Raw genomic sequence first — 19,802 nt, forward strand, 5'->3', positions numbered from 1 at the left:
TAAAAATTGCTCGCAAAATTAACTAAAATCAGCAAGTTTTTAAATTAAATACTTAACATCGGGTCAACTACCTGAAAACTTCCTGTACTTTTAAAGTTCCCCTGATATTCAACGCGGTACAGGGAATAGCCCTGCCAGCCGTTTTTTCCTTGTTTTTCCAGCCGGAATTTGATAAATTTGAAGTATGAACCGGATAAAAGACTTTGTGGAATGGAAGGCGTTCGGTGTATGTGCCGCTATAGGAGATAAACTTGGCGTAGCCACGTCCCGTATTCGCATCTTTTTCATTTATGCCACTTTCCTGACAATGGGCTCCCCACTCATTGTATACATGATTCTTGCCTTTTGGGTAAATATGAAGAATTACATTCTAAATGCCCGGAGGAATCCACTGCGTTATTTATAAGTTATTGATATAAAGAAAAGAGGTGGTTCGCGTTATCCGTGAACCACCTCTTTTCTTTTAAATATTTTCCTTATTCCAGGTGAAACAATGTCATCTGTTGATAATGGTTCTGCAATTCATTTAACGTGATCGGCTCTGTGAGATTCCTGGTTTCATCCCGGTAATGCAGCTGCATCAGCGGTTTGCTGCCTTCTTCAAACCAGCGGATAGAGAATGGTCCTCTCACATACAATGTTCCTCCTGCTTTCGACGATGCCGTTTCATCTTTATGAAATTGCAGTTTCAGCAGGGTGGCCTCGGTCAGATGAATAGGTTCCAGGTTATCAAGATCGTACCAGAACTCATTTTCATCCGTAGCCACCAACACTTTCTTGTCCTCATGATCTACCTGCAAAATCTTCCCTTCCTTTTCTGTCCCGCCATAATTTGTGATAATGGTATCACCTGATTTTAATTCGTGGATATTAATCATAGTGAACTGAGTTTTATGTGTTTCATGAATTTACTGAAAAAAGTGCAAAGCTTCATGTAAAGAAAAAAGCTATTACCACCGGAAGATGATAATAGCTTTTTTGCTTTATGTGGTTTGGATTAAAACTTTCTCACTACCTGGCGGAGTTCCACCAGTTGTTCCAGTAATGGTTCCAGTAAATCCAGGCGGAGCATGTTGGCGCCGTCGGATTTTGCGCAGGAAGGATCGGGGTGGGTTTCAATGAACAGGCCATCTGCGCCGGTAGCAATGGCTGCTCTGGCGATGGTGCTGATCATTTGCGGGTTACCACCGGTTACGCCGCTGGTTTGGTTGGGCTGTTGTAAGGAGTGGGTACAATCCATTACCACGGGCTCACCCAGGTGTTTCATGATGGGGATATTGCGGTAGTCCACTACCAGGTCCTGGTAGCCGAAGGTGGTACCACGTTCGGTGAGGATGATATGATCATTACCGGCTCCCTTGATTTTTTCCACGGCAAATTTCATGGATTCGCCGCTGAGGAACTGTCCCTTCTTTACATTTACTACCTTGCCTGTTTCTGCGGCAGCCAGCAGGATGTCCGTTTGGCGGCAGAGGAAGGCAGGGATTTGCAATACATCCACGTAAGCGGCTGCCATAGCAGCTTCTGCGGCGGAGTGAATATCTGAAGTAACCGGAACATTAAAAGTTTTACCAATTTTCTGCAGCAGTTCCAGTCCTTCCACATCACCGATTCCGGTGAAGGAATGCACGCTGGTACGATTTGCTTTACGGTAAGAAGCCTTGAAAATATAAGGGATCGCTAATCTTTTACAGATGGTGGATACTTTTTCCGCCACTTCCATTAAAATGGATTCTTCTTCAATCACACAGGGACCAGCAATCAGGAAGAAATTTTCGGGGTTGTATTGCTCTTTGAATAAAGATTTTAAATGCTTCATATCTTGAAAAAATTGTGTCATTTAATTGAAGGTGCAAAGATAGGCATTCTCTGGCAAAGGGAGGTGATGAAGCCACGCTATTTGGGGTAATTGTCATAACATTGTAATCCGAAAACCATGTGCATAACCTGGCGTTAATTTTATTGTTATAGCATTGTCATGCGCTGAGGCGGGTGAATGGAAATAGCTGGGAACCTGTTAATATTACGGTCCGATTTAAAATAGCTTACAATTATATTTTTGTATGAAGAAAGATAAGATACTGGTTATAGGCGCCTGCGGACAAATTGGCGTGGAGCTCACCCTGGCCTTAAGAAAGATGTATGGGGATGCAAATGTGCTGGCTTCAGATCTGCGTGAAGAGCATGATTTGCTGAAAGGAACCGGTCCGTATGTGTCGCTGGATGTGATGAACAAGGAGATGCTGCATGTGTTGGTGATCCGTCATAATATCACCCAGATCTATCTGCTGGCGGCGATCCTGTCGGCCACCGGTGAAAAGAATCCATTACTGGCGTGGCATATTAACATGCAAAGCCTGTTGAACGTACTGGATATTGCGAAAGAAGAAAACCTCGATAAAATATACTGGCCAAGTTCCATCGCGGTATTTGGTCCTAACTCACCATCGCAGGAAACGCCTCAGCACACGGTAATTGAGCCTACCACCATTTATGGTATCAGCAAATTTGCGGGTGAGCGCTGGTGCGAATACTACAACCACCGCTTTGGTGTGGACGTAAGAAGCTTACGTTACCCTGGCCTGATCAGCTATAAATCGGCGCCCGGCGGCGGTACCACTGATTATGCCATTGAAATTTTCCATGAGGCGAAAGAGCATCAGAAATATACCAGCTTCCTCTCTGAAAACACGTACCTGCCAATGATGTACATGCCGGATGCGATCCGCGCCACCATTGAGCTAATGGAAGCAGACGCCTCTAAAATAGCAGTACGTTCCGCCTATAACCTGGGCGCCATGAGCTTCTCCCCGAAAGAAATAGGCGCAGAAATAAAGAAACACATTCCCGCCTTCACCATGGCCTACGAACCGGATTACCGTCAGCAAATCGCGGATGGCTGGCCCAACAGTATCGACGACAGCCAGGCACGGGCCGATTGGGGCTGGAAGCCAGAGTTCGACCTGGCGGCAATGACGCGGGACATGCTGGAGCATATATAGGAGATTGCCGCGGATTTTGTCTTGGCTCAGGATTACGCTGATTTTACTGATTACCTGGATTTTTACTTTTGGATTTATAAAGGATTAAGGGAGATAGAAGCGGATATCCGCTCTTATCTCCCTTAAATATTATTAATCTAAAAATCCAAAAAAATCCAAAAGTAAAAATCCAGGTAATCAGTAAAATCAGCGTAATCCTGAGCCAAGACAAAATCCGCGCTGCGCTACCCTTCGATGAAGCCTACCGCTACGGTGGTGTTGTTGAATTCATCGATGAGGATGAAGGCGCCGTTGGCCGGATTGCTCTGGTAAGGATCGGCGAATATGGGTGCTGCGGTTTTCAGCGTAATTCTGCCGATGTCGTTTAGTGTCATGGATGTTTTGTCCGTTACCTGTACGTGGTTGGTTACGTCTGTTACGTAGTTGATCTGCTGCACTTTTGCTTTCACGCGGTTAACGCCATGTTGCAACAGGTAGGTTTTGCCGGAAGTAAGCGGCAGCTGGTCCATCCAGCAGATATTGGCGCTTATTTCTTTTAGTTGCGGTGGTATTTCGTTTGTTTTTACGAGCATGTTACCGCGACTGCTGTCTATTTCACCTTCCAGGGTGATCACCACGCTTTCGCGTGCATGCGCTGCCGGTAGTTGTTTTTCAAATTGCTCAATGGTTTTGATGCGGCTCTTTTGCCCGGAGGGCAGGGAGATCACTTCGTCGCCAACAGAGAAATGCCCGCTGGCCACTTTGCCTGCAAAGCCACGGAAATCGTGGTATTCGGTGGTGCGTGGGCGGATCACGCTTTGAATGGGGAAACGGGCAGGGTGGTTACGGTCTTCATGATCGAAAGACACCTGTTCCAGGTATTCCAGCAGGGTGCTGCCGTTGTACCAGTTGATAGCACCCGTGCGGCTGGCTACGTTTTCGCCATACAGGGAGGAGATGGGAATAAACTTCACTTCCTGTCCTTTAAAACCGGCGTTATCGAGCATTTGCTGGAAATCTTCCACTATCTGGTTAAAGCGGGCTTCGCTGTAATCCACGAGGTCCATTTTATTTACGCAAACCACCAGGTACGGGATACGGAGGAGGTTAGCGATAAAGAAGTGGCGGTGTGTTTGTTCCACGATGCCTCTGCGGGCATCGATGAGGATCAGCGACACCTGTGCATTGGAGGCGCCGGTTACCATGTTGCGGGTATATTCAATATGCCCGGGGGTATCGGCAATGATGTATTTACGGGTAGGGGTGGAGAAGTAGATGTGGGCCACATCTATCGTAATTCCCTGCTCACGTTCTGCTACCAGTCCGTCGGTAAGCAACGACAGGTCTGTAAAGTCCAGTCCTTTGCGTTTGCTGGCAGCGTGGAGCGCTTCCATTTTATCTTGCGGAATAGAATTGGTATCGTATAATAAACGGCCTATTAAGGTACTTTTACCATCGTCTACACTACCGGAAGTGGCTATACGTAAAACCTCCATTATTTTTATTTTTTTGCTTTTAGCGGCTGGCGTTAAAAGATGTGTTTAATTAAGTTAAAGTGTGTGTTACAGGGAATGCTGCTAGAAGTATCCTGCCTGTTTTCTCTTTTCCATAGCGGCTTCAGAACGTTTGTCATCTATACGTGCGCCACGTTCGGAGATCTTTGCTTCCATGATTTCGGCAATGATATCTTCCAGTTTATCGGCTTCAGATAACACGGCTGCGGTACAGGTCATGTCGCCTACGGTACGGAAGCGTACTTTCTGGCGGAAGGGTACTTCGTCGGCAGTGGTATTGAGGAAAGAGGAGTAAGGCCAGTAGAGACCGTCGCGTTCTATAATTTCTCTTTCATGGGAGAAATAGATAGAAGGTATTTCCAGTTTTTCACGAACGATATAATTCCACACGTCCAGTTCTGTCCAGTTGGAGATGGGGAATACGCGTACGTTTTCACCGATATTGATTTTACCGTTGAGGATATCGAACAGTTCGGGACGTTGCATTTTGGCGTTCCATTGACCGAATTCGTCTCTTACGGAGAAAATCCTTTCTTTGGCGCGGGCTTTTTCTTCGTCCCTGCGGGCGCCGCCGATGCAGGCGTCAAATTTTCCTTCTTCGATGGCATCCAGGAGGGTAACGGTTTGGAGGGCGTTTCTGCTGGCGTATTTGCCGGTTTCTTCCTGGGCTTTACCCTGGTCGATGCTGTCCTGTACATTTCTAACGATGATGTCCAGTCCGAGTGAATTCACAAGCCAATCGCGGAATTCGATGGTTTCCGGGAAGTTGTGGCCGGTATCCACGTGAAGCAGGGAGAAAGGAATTTTACCGGGATAAAATGCTTTCTGTGCCAGTCGTACGAGTGTAATTGAATCCTTGCCTCCGGAGAACAGGAGCACTGGTTTTTCGAACTGTGCTACTGTTTCGCGGAGTATATAAATGGCTTCATCTTCCAGTGCCTGAGGAAATTCCCAATTTATTTGATTAGTCATGGACTATAATAATTTATTCTAAAAGCAAATGTTGTTTATCCGTGCAGACCGCATTCTTTCTGCGACTGTTCCCACCACCACCGGCCGGCGCGCGGATTTTCTCCCGGCTCAATGGCGCGTGTACAGGGTGCGCAGCCAATGCTGATGAAGCCTTTATCGTGCAGTTTATTGTAGGGCACGTTATGTTGATCCAGGTAGGCCAGTACTTCGTCGTAGCCCCAGTGGATCAGCGGATTAAATTTATAGAGGTGGCGATGTTCATCCCATTCGAGGATTTCCATGCCTTGCCGGTTTTCGGATTGTTCTGCCCGGAGGCCGGTGATCCATACCTTTACGCCTTCCAGGGCCCGGTTGAGCGGTACAATTTTGCGGATGCCGCAGCATTCTTTGCGGTTTTCCACTGATTCGTAAAAGCTGTTGGGTCCTTTGGCGGAAACCAGTTTTTCTACCGCGGCGGTGTCGGGGTAGAAAACTTCTACAGGTTGTTTATAACGGGCCATGGTGAGGTCCATTACATCGTATGTTTCCTGAAAGAGGCGGCCCGTGTCCAGGGTAAAAACTCTAACCGGCAATTGGTTACGCCAGATAATATCTGATATCACCTGGTCTTCCTGGCCAAAAGAGGTGGAGAATGCTACAGCGCCGGGGTATTGTTCCAGCAGATACTGTATGGCCTCCTCAACCGGTTTATTGACCAGCGCGGTGGTAATGTCTGTCATGTAGATCTTCCTTATTGAATTGATATGTCTAGTGCCAGCGGAGCGATTACAGTCACTCCTTCAACAAAAATACATAAAACCTATAAAAAAGATAGACTAATAAGGTAAAAAATTATTTCTTTCGGGTAAAATGGCTGTGGTGGCGGATGGAAATTGGGCGTGGGTAGAGCCTGGGGGCTATTTACTGTGGACGGGGAAAAGGAGTAGCTTATATGTGCTGCAAGCTGGGGGGATATCCGCTGTGGACTGAGATAGGAGTGGCTTTACACTGGGAGTATCCGTGCTGTAAACCCGGAGGTGACCTGGAGGGGAGGTGGACTTGATCCTGGAACCTGCTACTGTAGCGGAAAAGCCGGTGTTTGGGCCGGCTCGGATATTTTACACCCTGATTAGCTGTTCCGGGTCAGAATGTCTTTCAAAGTTTTGTTCTCGAGGATTTTCAGGGCGGAGTCCCTTACCCGTCCCATTACTTCGTTGAGGCCGCAAACGGCTTCATCGCGGCAGTTTTCGCAGCGTTCGTAGTAATTGAGGCTTACGCAGGGAAGCAGCGCAATGGGGCCATCGAGCAGGCGGATGATTTTGGCCAGTGCGATCTCTTTTGGAGGTCGCATGAGGTAATAACCGCCACCTTTTCCTTTTTTACTGCCGAGGATGCCGGCATTCTTCAATTCCAGCAAAATATTTTCCAGGAATTTGATAGAGATATTTTTTTCCTGTGCAATTTCAGATATAAGGATGGGGCCTTTATCTACGTTCTCTGCCAGGTGTACTAATGCGTGAAATGCGTATTGCGTTTTTTTCGATAACATACTGACTTTTTTGCATCCCTCCACGGATGAACTAATAGTGCCGTGCACACTTTATATTCCGGCAAAGATAAGCAGTTTTTAGCTGCCAGCAGTGAGTGGCTGGCTTTTAGCCACCGGAGCGGTATCCGGCGGCTAATGCGTTTAGCTGCTGCTATCCTAAATTCAATACATCCCGCATGGTGAACACGCCGGTTTTACCTTTCAGCCATTCTGCCGCTACTACTGCGCCGGCTGCAAAGCCTTCGCGGGAATGGGCGGTGTGGGTGATGGTAATATCGTCGATGGCGGAGGTGTAATTTACAGTGTGTGTACCCGGCGCCGGATCAATCCTTTTAGAGATGATGGGAAGGGCTTCCGGTTGGTTGCTTTCTTCGTTTACCCAGCCGGTTTTACGGGGCAGGGAGGCCAGCACCTGTTCTGCCAGTGTAATGGCGGTACCGCTTGGCGCATCCTTTTTATGGGTATGATGGATTTCTTCCATCTGTACGTTGTATTGTGGCTGGCTGGCCATGAAGGCTGCCAGTTTCTTATTCAGTTCAAAGAAGATATTAACGCCGATGCTGAAATTGGTGGCGTGGAGGAATGCCTGGTTTTTTTCCAGGCAAAGCGCTTTTATTTCCGGCAGTTTATCGAGCCAGCCGGTGGTACCGGATACTACGGGTACATTTGCCTCGAAGCACTTTACGATGTTGTGGTAAGCTGTTTCAGGGGTGGTAAACTCGATGGCTACATCTGCCTGGCCGAGGTGTTCTTTTTCCAGCAGGTGTTTGCTGTTGACGTCTACCCGGAGTATTATCTCATGTCCTTTGGCAGTGGCAATAGCATCTATTGCCTGTCCCATTTTACCATATCCGATGAGCGCTATTTTCATGACCCTTGCAAGTTGTATTTAAGTGGATGTATTAATGATGATCAGCGGCCGGCAAAGTACCGGCTTTTGGTCTTTTTGCCGCCGATGGAAATGTTGATGCCGATGCCCAGTGTACGGTTGTTGATCAGTGTGGGAGAGACGCGCATACTCAGGTCGTCTGACATATCAAAGTTGCGGAGGTGTGCGAATACCGTAGCGTCTATAATGTTTACACCATAGGCCAGGATGAAGAACAACACGGAATAGTCCACATACTGCCGGAACTGGTCGCGGCCCAGCTTCAGTGATTCCGTATCATAAGGTTTGGTATCCGGGCTGGTGTCGTTTGTATCCGGGTTTCCGTCTACCCGGAGGCGGTAGGCATCGCGGTACAGTTTGTAGGTCTTCATATTATCCACGAAGAAATACACACAGGTGCCGATGGCGGCGTATGCGAGCGGAATTTTCCAGTATTCCCTGTTATATGCCTGTCCCAGACCTGGCACCACGGCGGAGTAAAGGGCTGCTTTACGCGGGCTGTGGGGGAGTTTGGAATCGGGAATATAGGCGCTGTCGGTGAAAATGGCTTTATTGGCTTTCACGGTATCCGTACCTGGAGCAGGGATGGGCCGGATGAGCGTATCCATTGTTTTGGCCACCGGGCGCAGGGTATCCTGCTGCGCGTGCAATGGCGCTGCCATTACAACCGCGATTAAAAACAACAAAGAGTATCGTAGTGAATGAAATATGTAATGCGCCTTATTAGCCACCGTATATATCTATTTTTTCGAGGATACTATCCAGCTCTTCATCCGAATAGAATTCAATTAAGATGCTGCCTTTACCGTTTTTTCCCCTGTCCAGTTTTACTTTGGTAGAGAAGTGAGTGGCCAGTTTGTCCTGTATTTTCTGAAAAGCAGGAGGTAGTTTTACTTTGCCAGCTTTTTGCTGATGATTTTTATCGGCCTGATTGATGGTGCGGGCCAGTTCTTCTGTTTGGCGTACTGACAATCCGTTTTTCAGGATTTCGTTATACAGGAAAAGTTGGTTTTCCACATTTTCCACGCCGGTGAGTACGCGGGCGTGGCCCATGCTGAGCTGGCCGTTGCGAACGGCTACCTGGATATCCGGCGGCAGTTTCAGCAGGCGTATATAGTTGGTAACGGTACTTCTTTCTTTGCCCATGCGGTCGGCCACCTGTTCCTGGGTGAGACTGCATTCATCCATAAGCCTTTTATAGCTGAGTCCAACTTCAATGGCGTTGAGGTTTTCCCGTTGCAGGTTTTCCAGCAGGGCGAGTTCCAGGAGTTCCTGGTCGTTTACCTGGCGGATATAAGCGGGAATATCTTTGAGGCCGGCAAGTTTGCTGGCTCTCAGGCGCCGTTCACCGGCGACCAGCTGGAATTTTTTGGCGCTGATCCTGGATACGGTGATGGGTTGGATAACATCGTGCAGCTTGATCGACTGGCTTAGCTCCTGTAAAGAAACCTCATCAAAGTCACGACGCGGCTGTTTCGGATTGGTGGCAATCAGATCCAGCGATATGCGTTCAATACCGGTAGCAGCAGCTACTACCTTATCACCCAGGGCGCCGGCAGTTTGCTTCAGATCTGTATCCATGTTCTGAAGCAGTGAGCGGATGCCTTTGCCTAACGCCTCTTTCTTACTTGGATTGGTCATCGTTAATAGCTAGGATTTTGTCTTTAGATTTAATTTTGGTGAAATTATGTTTCTGCAGGATTTCCTTGGCCAGGTTGAGATAGTTAATCGCACCTGTGCTGGCTGCATCATACATAATAACGGATTTGCCGAAGCTGGGAGCTTCTCCCAGTTTGGTATTGCGGTGGATGATGGTATTGAACACACTTTCTTCGAAATGTTGTTTTACTTCATCCACTACCTGGTTGCTGAGGCGCAGACGGCCATCGTACATGGTCATCAGGATGCCTTCAATTTCCAGTTCTATATTCAGCCGGCTTTGTACAATTTTGATAGTGTTGAGCAGTTTGCCGAGTCCTTCGAGTGCAAAAAATTCGCACTGCACGGGTATGATCACCGAGTTAGACGCCACGAGGGCATTTACGGTGATAAGGCCGAGGGAAGGGGAGCAGTCAACAATAACGAAGTCGTAGTCCGCTTCCACGGTGTCGATCACCTGTTTCATCACCCTTTCCCTGTTGGGATGGTTGATGAGTTCCAGTTCTGCGCCTACGAGATCTATATGGGAAGGCAATACCTTCAGGTTGGGAGTATCTGATTCCAGGATAACATCTTTGGCCAGCACGTCGTTCACCATACAATCGTACAGGCTCTGCTGCACATTGCGCAGGTCGAAACCCAGCCCTGTGGTGCTGTTTGCCTGCGGGTCGGCGTCAACCAGCAGTGTCTTAAATTCCAGCACAGCCAGGCTGCTTGCCAGGTTTATTGCACTTGTAGTTTTTCCTACGCCACCTTTTTGGTTAGCGATTGCGATTATTCTAGCCATTGTGTAATTTAAAAATTCAAGGTTATTTATAGGATAAAGGATAAATCAGCTATGATCACTTCTTCCTCAAACCTCTATAGTACTGCCTATTTCAGGCAGTAACAGTTCAAGCCCGGCATCAATAAACTGCATCTTTGCTTCGTCTGTGTCAATCTTAACGTAGCCGAAAGTGTTGTAGTGTACCCCTATTATTTTCTCACATTCTATCATTTCAGCGGCCGCAATGGCATCTTCGATGCCCATGGTGAAGTTATCGCCAATTGGCAGTACTGCAAAATCCAGGGAAGTAACAGCTGGTATCAGCTCCATATCCACGGTGAGTGCGGTATCGCCGGCATAATAAAAATTCCCTTCTTCCGTCATAAATATGAAACCCATGGGATTACCGCCGTAGGTTCCATCGGGTAAACTGCTGGAATGTTGTGCCACCACGCATTTTACCGTACCAAAGTCAAACTTCCATTTCCCGCCGGTATTCATGGGATGTACCTTTTCGATTCCCTGTTTACCTGCCCAGGTGGCAATTTCAAAATTGGATACTACTGTTGCATTTGTCCGTTTTGCCAGGTCTACCAGGTCGGCCGTATGATCTTCATGTCCGTGGGAAACAAAAATATAATCCGCCGTTATGGCATGGATATCCACCTTAGCCGCCAGTTCGTTATGGGTGATGAAAGGATCAAAAAGGATCTTTTTCCCCATAATCTCCACCGCAAAACAGGAATGTCCATAGCAAGTATACTTCATAATCAATCCATTTGAATACATCACGACAACTTCGGGGAAATCTGCTCTCCGTCATCCGTGATTAATCTACACCTTATATTTAAAAGTAACTCTATTAAAAGTAGCGTGATCGGACAAAAATACAACGATTACCTAAAATTCGGGCGCTGTAGTATATTTATTTATACACAAAGTGTTCGCAGAACAAGCCCCGTAACCTGTTAACGGTGTAAAAAAAAATAAAACATACAATTCTTCCCGTTGTTATTCGTCTAGTATAATTACAAGCACCGGTTTTAACTTTTCAGACCCGGTTAGTTGTGTTAAATTGCTTCATTATTAGGTATCTATATTAAATTTCTATAATGCGACCCGGACTGAATTCCGTCATACTCATTGTTTTCCTGCTGTTGCTGGATATTTACGTTTTCCAGGCCATCAGGGCCATGGTGTACATGTCTACTCCAAAAGTAAGGAACATCACTTATTCCATTTACTGGTTTATATCTCTCAGCTGTGTGGTGATGATAGCGTTGTTGCCTTATATCAACTGGCATAACTGGTCGCCTACGCTCAAATCCTACCTGATGGCGATTTTCATGGGCCTGGTGCTGGCAAAGCTGCTGGTGACCGTGTTCCTGCTGATAGATGACATCAGAAGAGGGGTATTGTGGCTGATCCGCAAATTCAGCAGTGCACCCGCGGCGACTGCAAGCCCGGCAGCGGGCGGATTATCGCGTTCACAGTTTATTAACCGGCTGGGACTCATCACCGGAGGCGCTTTTTTTGGTACGCTGTTGTACGGCTTCTCCAATAAATACAACTACCGGGTACATAAAATAAAAATGGCCTTTAAGCATTTGCCGGCCTCTTTTAAAGGACTGCGCATTGTGCAGATCTCTGATATCCATTCCGGCAGCTTTGCTAACCGGGAGGCGGTTATGAAGGGGATTAAAATGATCAATGATCAGAAGGCCGACCTGGTGCTGTTTACCGGTGACCTGGTTAATGACCGGGCGGTGGAAATGGCGGAATGGCTGGATGTATTCCGGGAGGTGAAAGCCCCGATGGGCGTGTATTCCACCCTGGGTAACCACGACTATGGCGATTATTACCCCTGGCCGGATAAAAACGCCAATGGCTACAGTGCGTTGCAGCACCAGAACCTGGAGGAATTGAAAGCGGTACATGGCAAGCTGGGCTGGAAGCTGATGATGAACGAGAACGTAGTGCTGGACCGCAACGGTGAGCAGATTGCGCTGATTGGTATTGAAAACTGGAGCGCCATCAAACGTTTTCCCCGTTACGGCGATCTGAAAAGGGCTTACGAAGGAGCAGAACATATACCGTTTAAAATTTTGCTGTCGCACGACCCCACCCACTGGGATGCGCAGGTGCGTACAGAGTATCCCGACATTGCCCTGATGCTGGCGGGCCATACCCACGGTATGCAGTTTGGTGTGGAGATACCCGGTTTGAAATGGAGTCCTGCCCAATATTTTTATAAAGAGTGGGCCGGGTTATATAAGAAGGGCGAGCAGTTCCTGTATGTAAACAGGGGCTTCGGGTTTCTTGGCTATCCAGGAAGAGTGGGTATTTTGCCGGAAATTACGGTGATCGACCTGGTATAAGAAGGTATTGTGCGCATTGACCGACAGAAAAGCATTGTTTAACCACACATTCGTCCTGTTCGCGGATGCCGGGTTAAATGAAAGTGATTTACGCTTATCTTGCAGCGACGTACTTTTTAAAACATGCGCCTATACTTCTTTACCTTCCTGTTGTTATGTAGCCGTGTAGCATCGGGACAAAGCCTGGCAGAGCTGGAGCGACAGCTGGATTCGCTGTTGCAGAAACAGCAGAAAAGCGAAGTAGTGGCCGGTATCGGGTACGGGAACAATCCTGCTTATGGCAGTAAAGTAGCTAACTTTGAATATCCCCTCGTTTTAAAAACATTCATCGCACCTTCTTTAAGTTATTATCACAAAAGCGGGCTGTATGCCGGCGTTAGCGCGTATTATCTTTTTAACTCGGTAAATAAGCCCTGGTTTGAATGGGACTTCACCGCCGGTTACGACTATACGAAAAACAGGGACTTTCTTACTGGTATCTCTTATACAAAATATATTTTCGCCGATTCTTCAGATGTGCCTTCCACCCCGATCAAGAATGAAATTTTTGCCTACTTCTATTACCGAAAGTGGTGGGTGCAACCCGGTTTGAGCCTGGATTACGGCTGGGGAAAGCATGTATCGGAGGGCTTGTATACCAAAGAAACGCTGCATGGCAATGATTTCAATGTGATAGCGTCTGTAAGGCATCCTTTTATTTTTTCCGGCGTGGTGGGTCGGTTTGATGTACTGATGGTGACGCCTTCTGTGAACATGACGCTGGGAACGGCTAACTATTACAGTAATCTCAAAGCATTTCAATATATCAGCCGGTCGCCCCATATGGTGAAGCTCCGCAACCCTCCCGGTGGCGAGCTTAATTTTGAAGATCACACTGAATTTGAACCCCGCGCAATAGATGTTTCCATGAATGTATCCTATTTTATCGGGCGGATAAACCTGGCGCCTTCCTATACGGTTTTTAAGCCCTTAACCGGTACAGATCAGGGTATTATGAGTTACTTCACGGCACGTATTTTATACAGTTTTTGATTTTATTAACAAATAGCACGGAATTTGTAATTACTGGAAATGTAATTACAACATAGGGGTATTTTTTACTCCGGACGTCTATATTTTAACCATTACTAACAATACATAGATTTATGAAAAAACTGTTTTTCGCCGTAGCAGTGCTGATGATAGCTGCTGTTTCAACCGTGTCAACTGTTAATGCACAAACGAAATTCCTTCGCTTTGGTGTGAAGGGGGGTGCTAATCTTGGAAAGCTTGATGGTACCGGTTTTCAGGATGGATTTAAGTTAGGTTATCACATCGGTGGGTTTGCCCAGGTGAATCTGGTGAAAGGATTCGGAGTTCAGGGTGAATTAATCTTCTCTTCTACCAAAACAAAAACTACAGACGATTTCAGTGAAATTTATAATACTGGAAACCTGGAAGATAATGGTAAGAAGATTACTATGAGCTATCTCAGTATTCCTTTGCTGGCCAACATTGACCTGGGAACACCGCGTTTGAAACTACAGGTAGGACCTCAGTTCAGCGCATTAGTGAGCGATAAAAAAGTATTGGGCGCTGCCAATGAAGCATTTAAAGGCGGCGACATTTCCGGTGTAGCCGGTTTGTGGCTGCAACTGCCAATTGTTAATGTGAGTGCACGTTATGTGATTGGCTTTAATGATGTAAACAATTACAAAGATGTAGCTAACACCAGTAACTGGAAAAACCAGAGCATCCAGCTGGGTGTAGGCGTATCCTTCTAGTTTCCCGCGTTCAGCGTTAACTTTTGATGAAGCAGCAAAGATTAAAGTGTATACTTTAACTTTGCTGCTTTTTTGTGATAAAAGGAACGCTGTTGCGCGTTCTTCCGTTCCTGCCAGAGCGTCACTTGGCATCAAACTTGACTATATAGGGATACATAAAAAAACGAGGACTTTTGCCGGGTTGTATGACAGAATGTCCTCATGAGGCTTTAAATATCTCAGATGAACAGATTTTATTTAGGAAATTCGGAAGATGAAATGGAGTTCATGCCTATTATCCCTTTGAATGAAGACGGGGAAGGACAGGAGGATGAAAAGATTCCCGATGAACTGGCATTATTACCATTACGAAATACAGTATTATTTCCGGGTGTTGTGCTGCCGATTACGGTGGGCCGGGATAAATCCATAAAAGCGGTCAATGACGCCTACAAAACAGACAAGTCGATCGGGGTGGTAGCGCAGAAAGACAGTACGATAGAAGATCCGGGTGTGGCAGATCTGAGTGAAGTGGGTACCGTGGCGCGTATTGTAAAGCTCATTAAAATGCCTGATGGTGGCACCACTATCATCATACAGGGCCGCAAGCGCTTTAAGATAGACGAGATAGTGACGGAAGATCCCTATTTCAAAGCCAAGATCAGTGTATTGCACGATGAAGCGGCGGAAGACGATTCAGAATTTGAAGCGTATATATCTTCCATCAAAGACCTGGCAGCACAGATCATCCAGCTTTCTCCCAACCTGCCTTCAGAAGCAAGCATCATTTTAAAGAACATTGAGAATCCTTCTTTCCTGGTGCATTTTGTTTCTTCCAACCTGAACTCAGATCTGAAAGAGAAGCAGCAGTTACTGGAGATCAATAACCTCCGTACCCGTGCGGAATTGCTGATGAAACTGTTGCAAACAGAATTACAGCTGGCAGAGCTCAAGAATAAAATTACCAACAAAACCAAGGCCGACCTGGACAAGCAGCAGCGGGATTATTTCCTGCAGCAGCAGATGAAGTCGATCAAGGAAGAACTGGGTGGAGATGCCAACGACCGGGAGCTGAAGGAAATGAAGCGCAAGGCGGAAGAAAAGAAATGGCCGGCTGCCGCTGCGGAAGCTTTTGCGAAGGGGATTGAGAAACTGGAGCGTATGCATCCGAGCACACCGGATTACAGCGTGGTGTATAATCACCTGGATCTGTTGCTGGACCTGCCCTGGGGCGAGTACACCACGGATAGTTATGATCTGAAGAAGGCGAAGAAGATACTGGACCATGACCATTATGGCATGGAGAAAATAAAGGAGCGCATCCTGGAATACCTGGCAGTGCTGAAACTGAAGGGGGATATGAAGTCACCCATTCTGTGTTTCGTAGGCCCTCCGGGTATTGGTAAAACTTCCCTGGGCCGATCTATTGCCAACGCTGTTGGCCGTAAATATGTTCGCCTGAGCCTGGGTGGTTTGCACGATGAAAGTGAGATCCGCGGGCACCGTAAAACCTATATCGGCGCTATGCCGGGCAGGGTGGTACAGTCGATCCGTAAAATCAAATCGTCGAACCCGGTGATGATCCTCGATGAAATTGATAAGATTGGTAACGATATGCGCGGCGATCCAAGTTCCGCATTGCTGGAGGTACTGGACCCTGAGCAGAATGCTACTTTCTACGACAATTACCTGGAGCTGGAGTACGACCTGAGCAAGGTGTTGTTCATTGCTACCGCCAATAGTATCAGTTCTATTCACCCGGCGCTGCGTGACAGGTTGGAGATTATTGATCTGAGCGGGTATTCCATTGAAGAAAAAGTAGAGATTGCCAAGAGGCACCTGTTGCCCAAGCAAAAGGATGCACATGGTTTGAAGGATACGAAGGTAAAGATCAGCAATACGGTGATAGAGCAATTGATTGCCGATTACACCCGTGAAAGTGGGGTGCGTGAGCTTGACCGGCAGTTTGCCGCTATTATGCGCAACCTGGCGAAGCAGGTGGCGATGGATGAGAAATTACCGGATGCGTTAACCGAAGAGGGGCTTCAGAAGATATTGGGTAAACCCCGTTATTCCAATGAAATCTATAAGGTAGGTAATCCGCCGGGAGTAGCGGTGGGGCTTGCCTGGACCTATGTAGGCGGGGATATCCTGTTTATAGAAAGCAGTTTGAGCGAGGGTAAGGGTGATCTGAAGCTGACGGGTAACCTGGGTAATGTGATGAAGGAGTCGGCTGTTACAGCGCTGACTTATCTGCAATCCCATGCAGAGGAAGCGGGTATTGATCCGAAGAAGTTTACGCAGAAGAGTGTGCATGTGCATGTGCCGGAGGGCGCTGTTCCAAAGGATGGTCCGAGTGCGGGCATCACGATGCTTACAGCGTTGGCTTCTGTATTTACGGGCCGGAGGGTAAAATCATACCTGGCTATGACGGGTGAGATCACGCTTCGCGGACAGGTGTTACCGGTAGGTGGTATTAAGGAAAAGATACTGGCCGCCAAAAGGGCAGGTATCCGTGAGATTATTCTTTGCTGGCAAAATGAAAAAGATATTAAAGAGATCAATCCATCTTATATTAAGGGGATGAAGTTTCATTATGTAAAGCAAATGAACCAAGTGCTGGAAATAGCGTTATTAAAGAAGTAAGTGTGTAACATTGCTGTCAGTCATGACGGCAAACTATATACTGTTCATACCGGTTTTGTTGTGACCCCGTTATGAACTTCATGTTGATTGTTTTAAGGGTTGATAAAGCCATTCCAATAATACGGAATGGCTTTATTGTTTTGTATAAGTTAGTCGGCCAGTTGTCTTTTATACAGCTGGATGGTATTTTCCAGACCGAAGTAGAGTGCATCTGCCACGAGTGCATGGCCAATGGATACTTCTTTCAGCTGTGGTATATGCAGTTTAAAGAAGCGGAGGTTATCGAGGTTGAGGTCGTGGCCGGCGTTAAGGTCCAGGCCAATAGCGGTGGCTTCTCTTGCCGTATTTTTATAGTCGTTGAATAGCTGCAGGTTTTGCGGCTGTGTGCGTGCGTTCGTATATTCTTCTGCGTAAGGGCCGGTATAGAGTTCTATGCGGTCGGCCCCAGCGGTTTTAGCGCCTTCTACTTTTGTAACATCTGCATTGAGGAAGATGGAGACCCTGATCCCTGCTTTTTTGAGGGTGGAGATCACGTCTTTCAGCTGCGACTGGTATGCGATGGTATCCCACCCGGTGTTGGAGGTGATGGCATCCGGCGGATCGGGGACCAGTGTGCATTGGTGAGGTTTAACCGCCAGTACGAGGTCCATAAAGTCCTGGGAAGGGTATCCTTCGATATTGAACTCTGTGGTGACCAATGGTTTCAGGTCTCTTACATCCTGGTAGCGGATATGGCGTTCATCGGGGCGGGGGTGAACGGTGATGCCGTCGGCGCCGAAGCGTTCACAATCCTGGGCCACTTTTAATATATCCGGTAGATTGCCTCCACGTGCGTTGCGCAGGGTAGCAAACTTGTTGATGTTTACACTCAGCTTTGTCATGTGGCAAAATTACGGCTTTTAGCTTTTACAAAAAATGCAGCGAAGAAAAAGTAGTGACTTCTTCTCCGCTGCATTTGTATTTGTTAGTCGTAAAAAACTAGTATCTGTAGTAGTCTGGTTTGAATGGACCTTCTGCAGGAATACCGAGGTATTCAGATTGTGCGGTGGTCAGTACATCCAGTTCCACGCCTACTTTTTTCAGGTGGAGACGGGCAACTTTTTCATCCAGGTGTTTAGGCAGTACGTATACTTTGTTTTCGTAGTTTTCTGAGTGGAGCCACAGTTCCAGCTGAGCCAGTACCTGGTTGGTGAAGGAGTTACTCATTACGAAAGAAGGGTGGCCGGTAGCGCAACCGAGGTTTACCAGGCGGCCTTCTGCCAGCAGGATGATATCTTTACCATCGATGGTGTATTTATCTACCTGTGGTTTGATTTCAACTTTAGTGTTGCCGTAGTTTTTGTTTAACCAGGCTACATCGATTTCGATATCGAAGTGACCGATATTAGAAACGATGCATTTATCTTTCATCAGTTTGAAGTGTTCGCCGGTGATGATATCGCGGCAACCGGTGGTGGTTACGATGATATCGGCTTCTTTAACGGCGTCGTTCATTTTCTTTACTTCATAACCTTCCATTGCAGCCTGTAAAGCGCAGATAGGGTCAATTTCAGTAACGATAACGCGGGCGCCTGCACCTCTCAGTGATTCAGCGGAACCTTTACCTACGTCGCCAAAACCGGCAACAACAGCTACTTTACCGGCAATCATCACATCTGTAGCGCGACGGATCGCATCTACGCAGGATTCGCGGCAACCGTATTTGTTATCGAATTTGGATTTGGTAACGGAGTCGTTGATATTGATCGCAGGCATTGGTAAAGTACCAGCTTTCATGCGGTCGTATAAGCGGTGAACACCGGTAGTGGTTTCTTCGCTCAGTCCTTTGATGTGCTGGATCAGCTCAGGGTATTTGTCGAACACCATGTTAGTCAGGTCACCACCATCGTCCAGGATCATATTCAGCGGACGGTCGGGGCTGCCAAAAAACAGGGTTTGTTCAATACACCAGTCGAAGTCTGCTTCATTCAGACCTTTCCAGGCAAATACGGGTACTCCTGCAGCGGCGATAGCAGCGGCAGCGTGGTCCTGCGTAGAGAAAATATTGCAGGAGCTCCAGCGCACCTCAGCACCGAGAGCTACCAGGGTTTCTATTAATACGGCAGTTTGGATAGTCATATGCAAACAACCAGCAACACGTGCACCTTGCAATGGTTTGCTGTTACCATATTCTTCTCTCAGTGACATCAGTCCGGGCATTTCGGCTTCTGCCAGTTCTATCTCTTTACGACCCCAGGCCGCGAGAGACATGTCTTTTACCTTGTATCCGAGGCTAAAGTCAATGTTTGATTTTGCAATTGTTGACATTCTGAATTGTTTTTTGCAAATCTAGGGTTATTTTAACTTTTAACATAACCGCATCGGATATATAAGGCGTTATCTGCCTTAAAAATTTGTTAATCACTGTTTCCGGCCCCCTCACTTATGGTTAGATAAATTAATTTGATTTAATATAAATATTATTATAGATTTGCTAATTAAAATATATGATTTTATATTTAATTGTTTAGAGATGTGTGACAGATGGAAGAGTATGGCATAATTATAAAAATCATAAAAAACGCCCATTAGCGCGTCTTAGGCACCCACCACTATACGATTATAGAGATTATAAATTGCCGGCGGCTGGTTTTTCAGTTTCATCAGAAGAGAAGAAGGAGCAATATTAGAAGCCTACCGGGAGAGCCAATTACAGAGATTCGCATATAGGGTTTTACAAAGGACTGT

Annotated in this window: 19 protein-coding genes; 6 read left to right on the forward strand and 13 right to left on the reverse strand. The window is 46.8% G+C overall.

Annotated elements, in window-relative coordinates:
* The first annotated feature begins 184 nt into the window (after positions 1-184).
* On the forward strand, positions 185-406 hold the full coding sequence (locus tag QFZ51_RS10105) for a PspC domain-containing protein (protein WP_079468922.1): 222 nt from the start codon (positions 185-187) through the stop codon (positions 404-406).
* Between the two features lie 70 nt (positions 407-476).
* On the opposite strand, the gene QFZ51_RS10110 is transcribed toward QFZ51_RS10105, so the two are convergent.
* The gene (locus tag QFZ51_RS10110) at positions 477-878 is read right to left on the reverse strand and encodes a hypothetical protein (protein ID WP_429045525.1); all 402 of its coding nucleotides are present in this window, start codon (positions 876-878) and stop codon (positions 477-479) included.
* A 119-nt stretch (positions 879-997) separates the two neighbouring features.
* Complete coding sequence (gene kdsA, locus QFZ51_RS10115; protein ID WP_370909788.1) at positions 998-1,819, reverse strand: 3-deoxy-8-phosphooctulonate synthase; 822 nt, start codon at positions 1,817-1,819, stop codon at positions 998-1,000.
* Between the two features lie 244 nt (positions 1,820-2,063).
* Here kdsA and QFZ51_RS10120 point away from each other — a divergent pair, with 244 nt between their 5' ends.
* Positions 2,064-3,002 carry an NAD-dependent epimerase/dehydratase family protein gene (locus QFZ51_RS10120; protein ID WP_429045527.1) on the forward strand — a complete coding sequence of 313 codons (939 nt, stop codon included), beginning with the start codon at positions 2,064-2,066 and terminating at the stop codon, positions 3,000-3,002.
* Between the two features lie 224 nt (positions 3,003-3,226).
* Here QFZ51_RS10120 and QFZ51_RS10125 read toward each other — a convergent pair whose 3' ends face one another.
* The 9 genes from QFZ51_RS10125 to QFZ51_RS10165 form a co-directional block, all read right to left on the reverse strand.
* Positions 3,227-4,477 carry a sulfate adenylyltransferase subunit 1 gene (locus QFZ51_RS10125; protein ID WP_429045529.1) on the reverse strand — a complete coding sequence of 417 codons (1,251 nt, stop codon included), beginning with the start codon at positions 4,475-4,477 and terminating at the stop codon, positions 3,227-3,229.
* 81 nt (positions 4,478-4,558) lie between these two features.
* A complete protein-coding gene (gene cysD / locus QFZ51_RS10130) occupies positions 4,559-5,467 on the reverse strand; it encodes a sulfate adenylyltransferase subunit CysD (protein WP_370909791.1) in 909 nt (302 codons plus the stop codon).
* Between the two features lie 35 nt (positions 5,468-5,502).
* Positions 5,503-6,186: a phosphoadenylyl-sulfate reductase gene (locus QFZ51_RS10135; protein ID WP_370909792.1), complete on the reverse strand. Its 684-nt coding sequence runs from the start codon at positions 6,184-6,186 to the stop codon at positions 5,503-5,505.
* Positions 6,187-6,575: 389 nt separating this feature from the next.
* Positions 6,576-6,995, reverse strand: coding sequence for an RrF2 family transcriptional regulator (locus QFZ51_RS10140; RefSeq protein WP_142683316.1), 420 nt, complete (start codon positions 6,993-6,995; stop codon positions 6,576-6,578).
* A gap of 151 nt (positions 6,996-7,146) precedes the next feature.
* Complete coding sequence (gene dapB, locus QFZ51_RS10145; protein WP_429045532.1) at positions 7,147-7,866, reverse strand: 4-hydroxy-tetrahydrodipicolinate reductase; 720 nt, start codon at positions 7,864-7,866, stop codon at positions 7,147-7,149.
* 41 nt (positions 7,867-7,907) lie between these two features.
* Positions 7,908-8,546, reverse strand: coding sequence for a DUF5683 domain-containing protein (locus QFZ51_RS10150; protein ID WP_370909794.1), 639 nt, complete (start codon positions 8,544-8,546; stop codon positions 7,908-7,910).
* Positions 8,547-8,607: 61 nt separating this feature from the next.
* Positions 8,608-9,525: a ParB/RepB/Spo0J family partition protein gene (locus QFZ51_RS10155; protein WP_429045534.1), complete on the reverse strand. Its 918-nt coding sequence runs from the start codon at positions 9,523-9,525 to the stop codon at positions 8,608-8,610.
* The gene (locus QFZ51_RS10160; RefSeq protein ID WP_370909796.1) at positions 9,509-10,330 is read right to left on the reverse strand and encodes a ParA family protein; all 822 of its coding nucleotides are present in this window, start codon (positions 10,328-10,330) and stop codon (positions 9,509-9,511) included. The genes QFZ51_RS10155 and QFZ51_RS10160 overlap by 17 nt, the downstream gene beginning before the upstream one ends.
* Before the next feature lie 66 nt (positions 10,331-10,396).
* Positions 10,397-11,077, reverse strand: coding sequence for a metal-dependent hydrolase (locus QFZ51_RS10165; RefSeq protein ID WP_370909797.1), 681 nt, complete (start codon positions 11,075-11,077; stop codon positions 10,397-10,399).
* Between the two features lie 344 nt (positions 11,078-11,421).
* On the opposite strand from QFZ51_RS10165, the gene QFZ51_RS10170 reads away from it, so the two are divergent.
* The 4 genes from QFZ51_RS10170 to lon all read left to right on the forward strand — a co-directional run bounded on the left by QFZ51_RS10170 (position 11,422) and on the right by lon (position 17,075).
* Entirely contained in the window at positions 11,422-12,687 is a 1,266-nt protein-coding gene (locus QFZ51_RS10170) for a metallophosphoesterase (RefSeq protein ID WP_429045536.1), read from the forward strand.
* Between the two features lie 123 nt (positions 12,688-12,810).
* Positions 12,811-13,719 carry a hypothetical protein gene (locus QFZ51_RS10175; RefSeq protein WP_429045538.1) on the forward strand — a complete coding sequence of 303 codons (909 nt, stop codon included), beginning with the start codon at positions 12,811-12,813 and terminating at the stop codon, positions 13,717-13,719.
* Between the two features lie 113 nt (positions 13,720-13,832).
* Positions 13,833-14,450, forward strand: coding sequence for a porin family protein (locus tag QFZ51_RS10180; RefSeq protein WP_370909800.1), 618 nt, complete (start codon positions 13,833-13,835; stop codon positions 14,448-14,450).
* 222 nt (positions 14,451-14,672) lie between these two features.
* A complete protein-coding gene (gene lon, locus QFZ51_RS10185; RefSeq protein WP_429045539.1) occupies positions 14,673-17,075 on the forward strand; it encodes an endopeptidase La in 2,403 nt (800 codons plus the stop codon).
* Between the two features lie 149 nt (positions 17,076-17,224).
* On the opposite strand, the gene QFZ51_RS10190 is transcribed toward lon, so the two are convergent.
* Together QFZ51_RS10190 and ahcY are read right to left on the reverse strand one after the other, a co-directional pair.
* Positions 17,225-17,956: a pyridoxine 5'-phosphate synthase gene (locus tag QFZ51_RS10190; protein ID WP_429045541.1), complete on the reverse strand. Its 732-nt coding sequence runs from the start codon at positions 17,954-17,956 to the stop codon at positions 17,225-17,227.
* Positions 17,957-18,053: 97 nt separating this feature from the next.
* Positions 18,054-19,382 (reverse strand): adenosylhomocysteinase, encoded by a 1,329-nt coding sequence (gene ahcY, locus QFZ51_RS10195; protein ID WP_079468905.1) that lies wholly within the window; start codon positions 19,380-19,382, stop codon positions 18,054-18,056.
* Positions 19,383-19,802: the final 420 nt, after the last annotated feature.

It is taken from the genome of Chitinophaga sp. W3I9, assembly GCF_050434025.1.
GTDB lineage: Bacteria > Bacteroidota > Bacteroidia > Chitinophagales > Chitinophagaceae > Chitinophaga.

What these genes read in the sequence shown, in the direction of transcription:
- lon (WP_429045539.1), top strand. Translation starts at nt 14,673, where the DNA reads ATGAACAGATTTTATTTAGGAAATTCGGAAGATGAAATGGAGTTCATG.
- QFZ51_RS10165 (WP_370909797.1), bottom strand. Translation starts at nt 11,077, where the DNA reads ATGAAGTATACTTGCTATGGACATTCCTGTTTTGCGGTGGAGATTATG.
- QFZ51_RS10180 (WP_370909800.1), top strand. Translation starts at nt 13,833, where the DNA reads ATGAAAAAACTGTTTTTCGCCGTAGCAGTGCTGATGATAGCTGCTGTT.
- QFZ51_RS10105 (WP_079468922.1), top strand. Translation starts at nt 185, where the DNA reads ATGAACCGGATAAAAGACTTTGTGGAATGGAAGGCGTTCGGTGTATGT.
- QFZ51_RS10120 (WP_429045527.1), top strand. Translation starts at nt 2,064, where the DNA reads ATGAAGAAAGATAAGATACTGGTTATAGGCGCCTGCGGACAAATTGGC.
- QFZ51_RS10110 (WP_429045525.1), bottom strand. Translation starts at nt 878, where the DNA reads ATGATTAATATCCACGAATTAAAATCAGGTGATACCATTATCACAAAT.
- QFZ51_RS10160 (WP_370909796.1), bottom strand. Translation starts at nt 10,330, where the DNA reads ATGGCTAGAATAATCGCAATCGCTAACCAAAAAGGTGGCGTAGGAAAA.
- QFZ51_RS10190 (WP_429045541.1), bottom strand. Translation starts at nt 17,956, where the DNA reads ATGACAAAGCTGAGTGTAAACATCAACAAGTTTGCTACCCTGCGCAAC.
- QFZ51_RS10155 (WP_429045534.1), bottom strand. Translation starts at nt 9,525, where the DNA reads ATGACCAATCCAAGTAAGAAAGAGGCGTTAGGCAAAGGCATCCGCTCA.
- QFZ51_RS10135 (WP_370909792.1), bottom strand. Translation starts at nt 6,186, where the DNA reads ATGACAGACATTACCACCGCGCTGGTCAATAAACCGGTTGAGGAGGCC.
- QFZ51_RS10125 (WP_429045529.1), bottom strand. Translation starts at nt 4,477, where the DNA reads ATGGAGGTTTTACGTATAGCCACTTCCGGTAGTGTAGACGATGGTAAA.
- QFZ51_RS10150 (WP_370909794.1), bottom strand. Translation starts at nt 8,546, where the DNA reads ATGGCAGCGCCATTGCACGCGCAGCAGGATACCCTGCGCCCGGTGGCC.
- cysD (WP_370909791.1), bottom strand. Translation starts at nt 5,467, where the DNA reads ATGACTAATCAAATAAATTGGGAATTTCCTCAGGCACTGGAAGATGAA.
- QFZ51_RS10170 (WP_429045536.1), top strand. Translation starts at nt 11,422, where the DNA reads ATGCGACCCGGACTGAATTCCGTCATACTCATTGTTTTCCTGCTGTTG.
- kdsA (WP_370909788.1), bottom strand. Translation starts at nt 1,819, where the DNA reads ATGAAGCATTTAAAATCTTTATTCAAAGAGCAATACAACCCCGAAAAT.
- QFZ51_RS10175 (WP_429045538.1), top strand. Translation starts at nt 12,811, where the DNA reads ATGCGCCTATACTTCTTTACCTTCCTGTTGTTATGTAGCCGTGTAGCA.
- ahcY (WP_079468905.1), bottom strand. Translation starts at nt 19,382, where the DNA reads ATGTCAACAATTGCAAAATCAAACATTGACTTTAGCCTCGGATACAAG.
- dapB (WP_429045532.1), bottom strand. Translation starts at nt 7,866, where the DNA reads ATGAAAATAGCGCTCATCGGATATGGTAAAATGGGACAGGCAATAGAT.
- QFZ51_RS10140 (WP_142683316.1), bottom strand. Translation starts at nt 6,995, where the DNA reads ATGTTATCGAAAAAAACGCAATACGCATTTCACGCATTAGTACACCTG.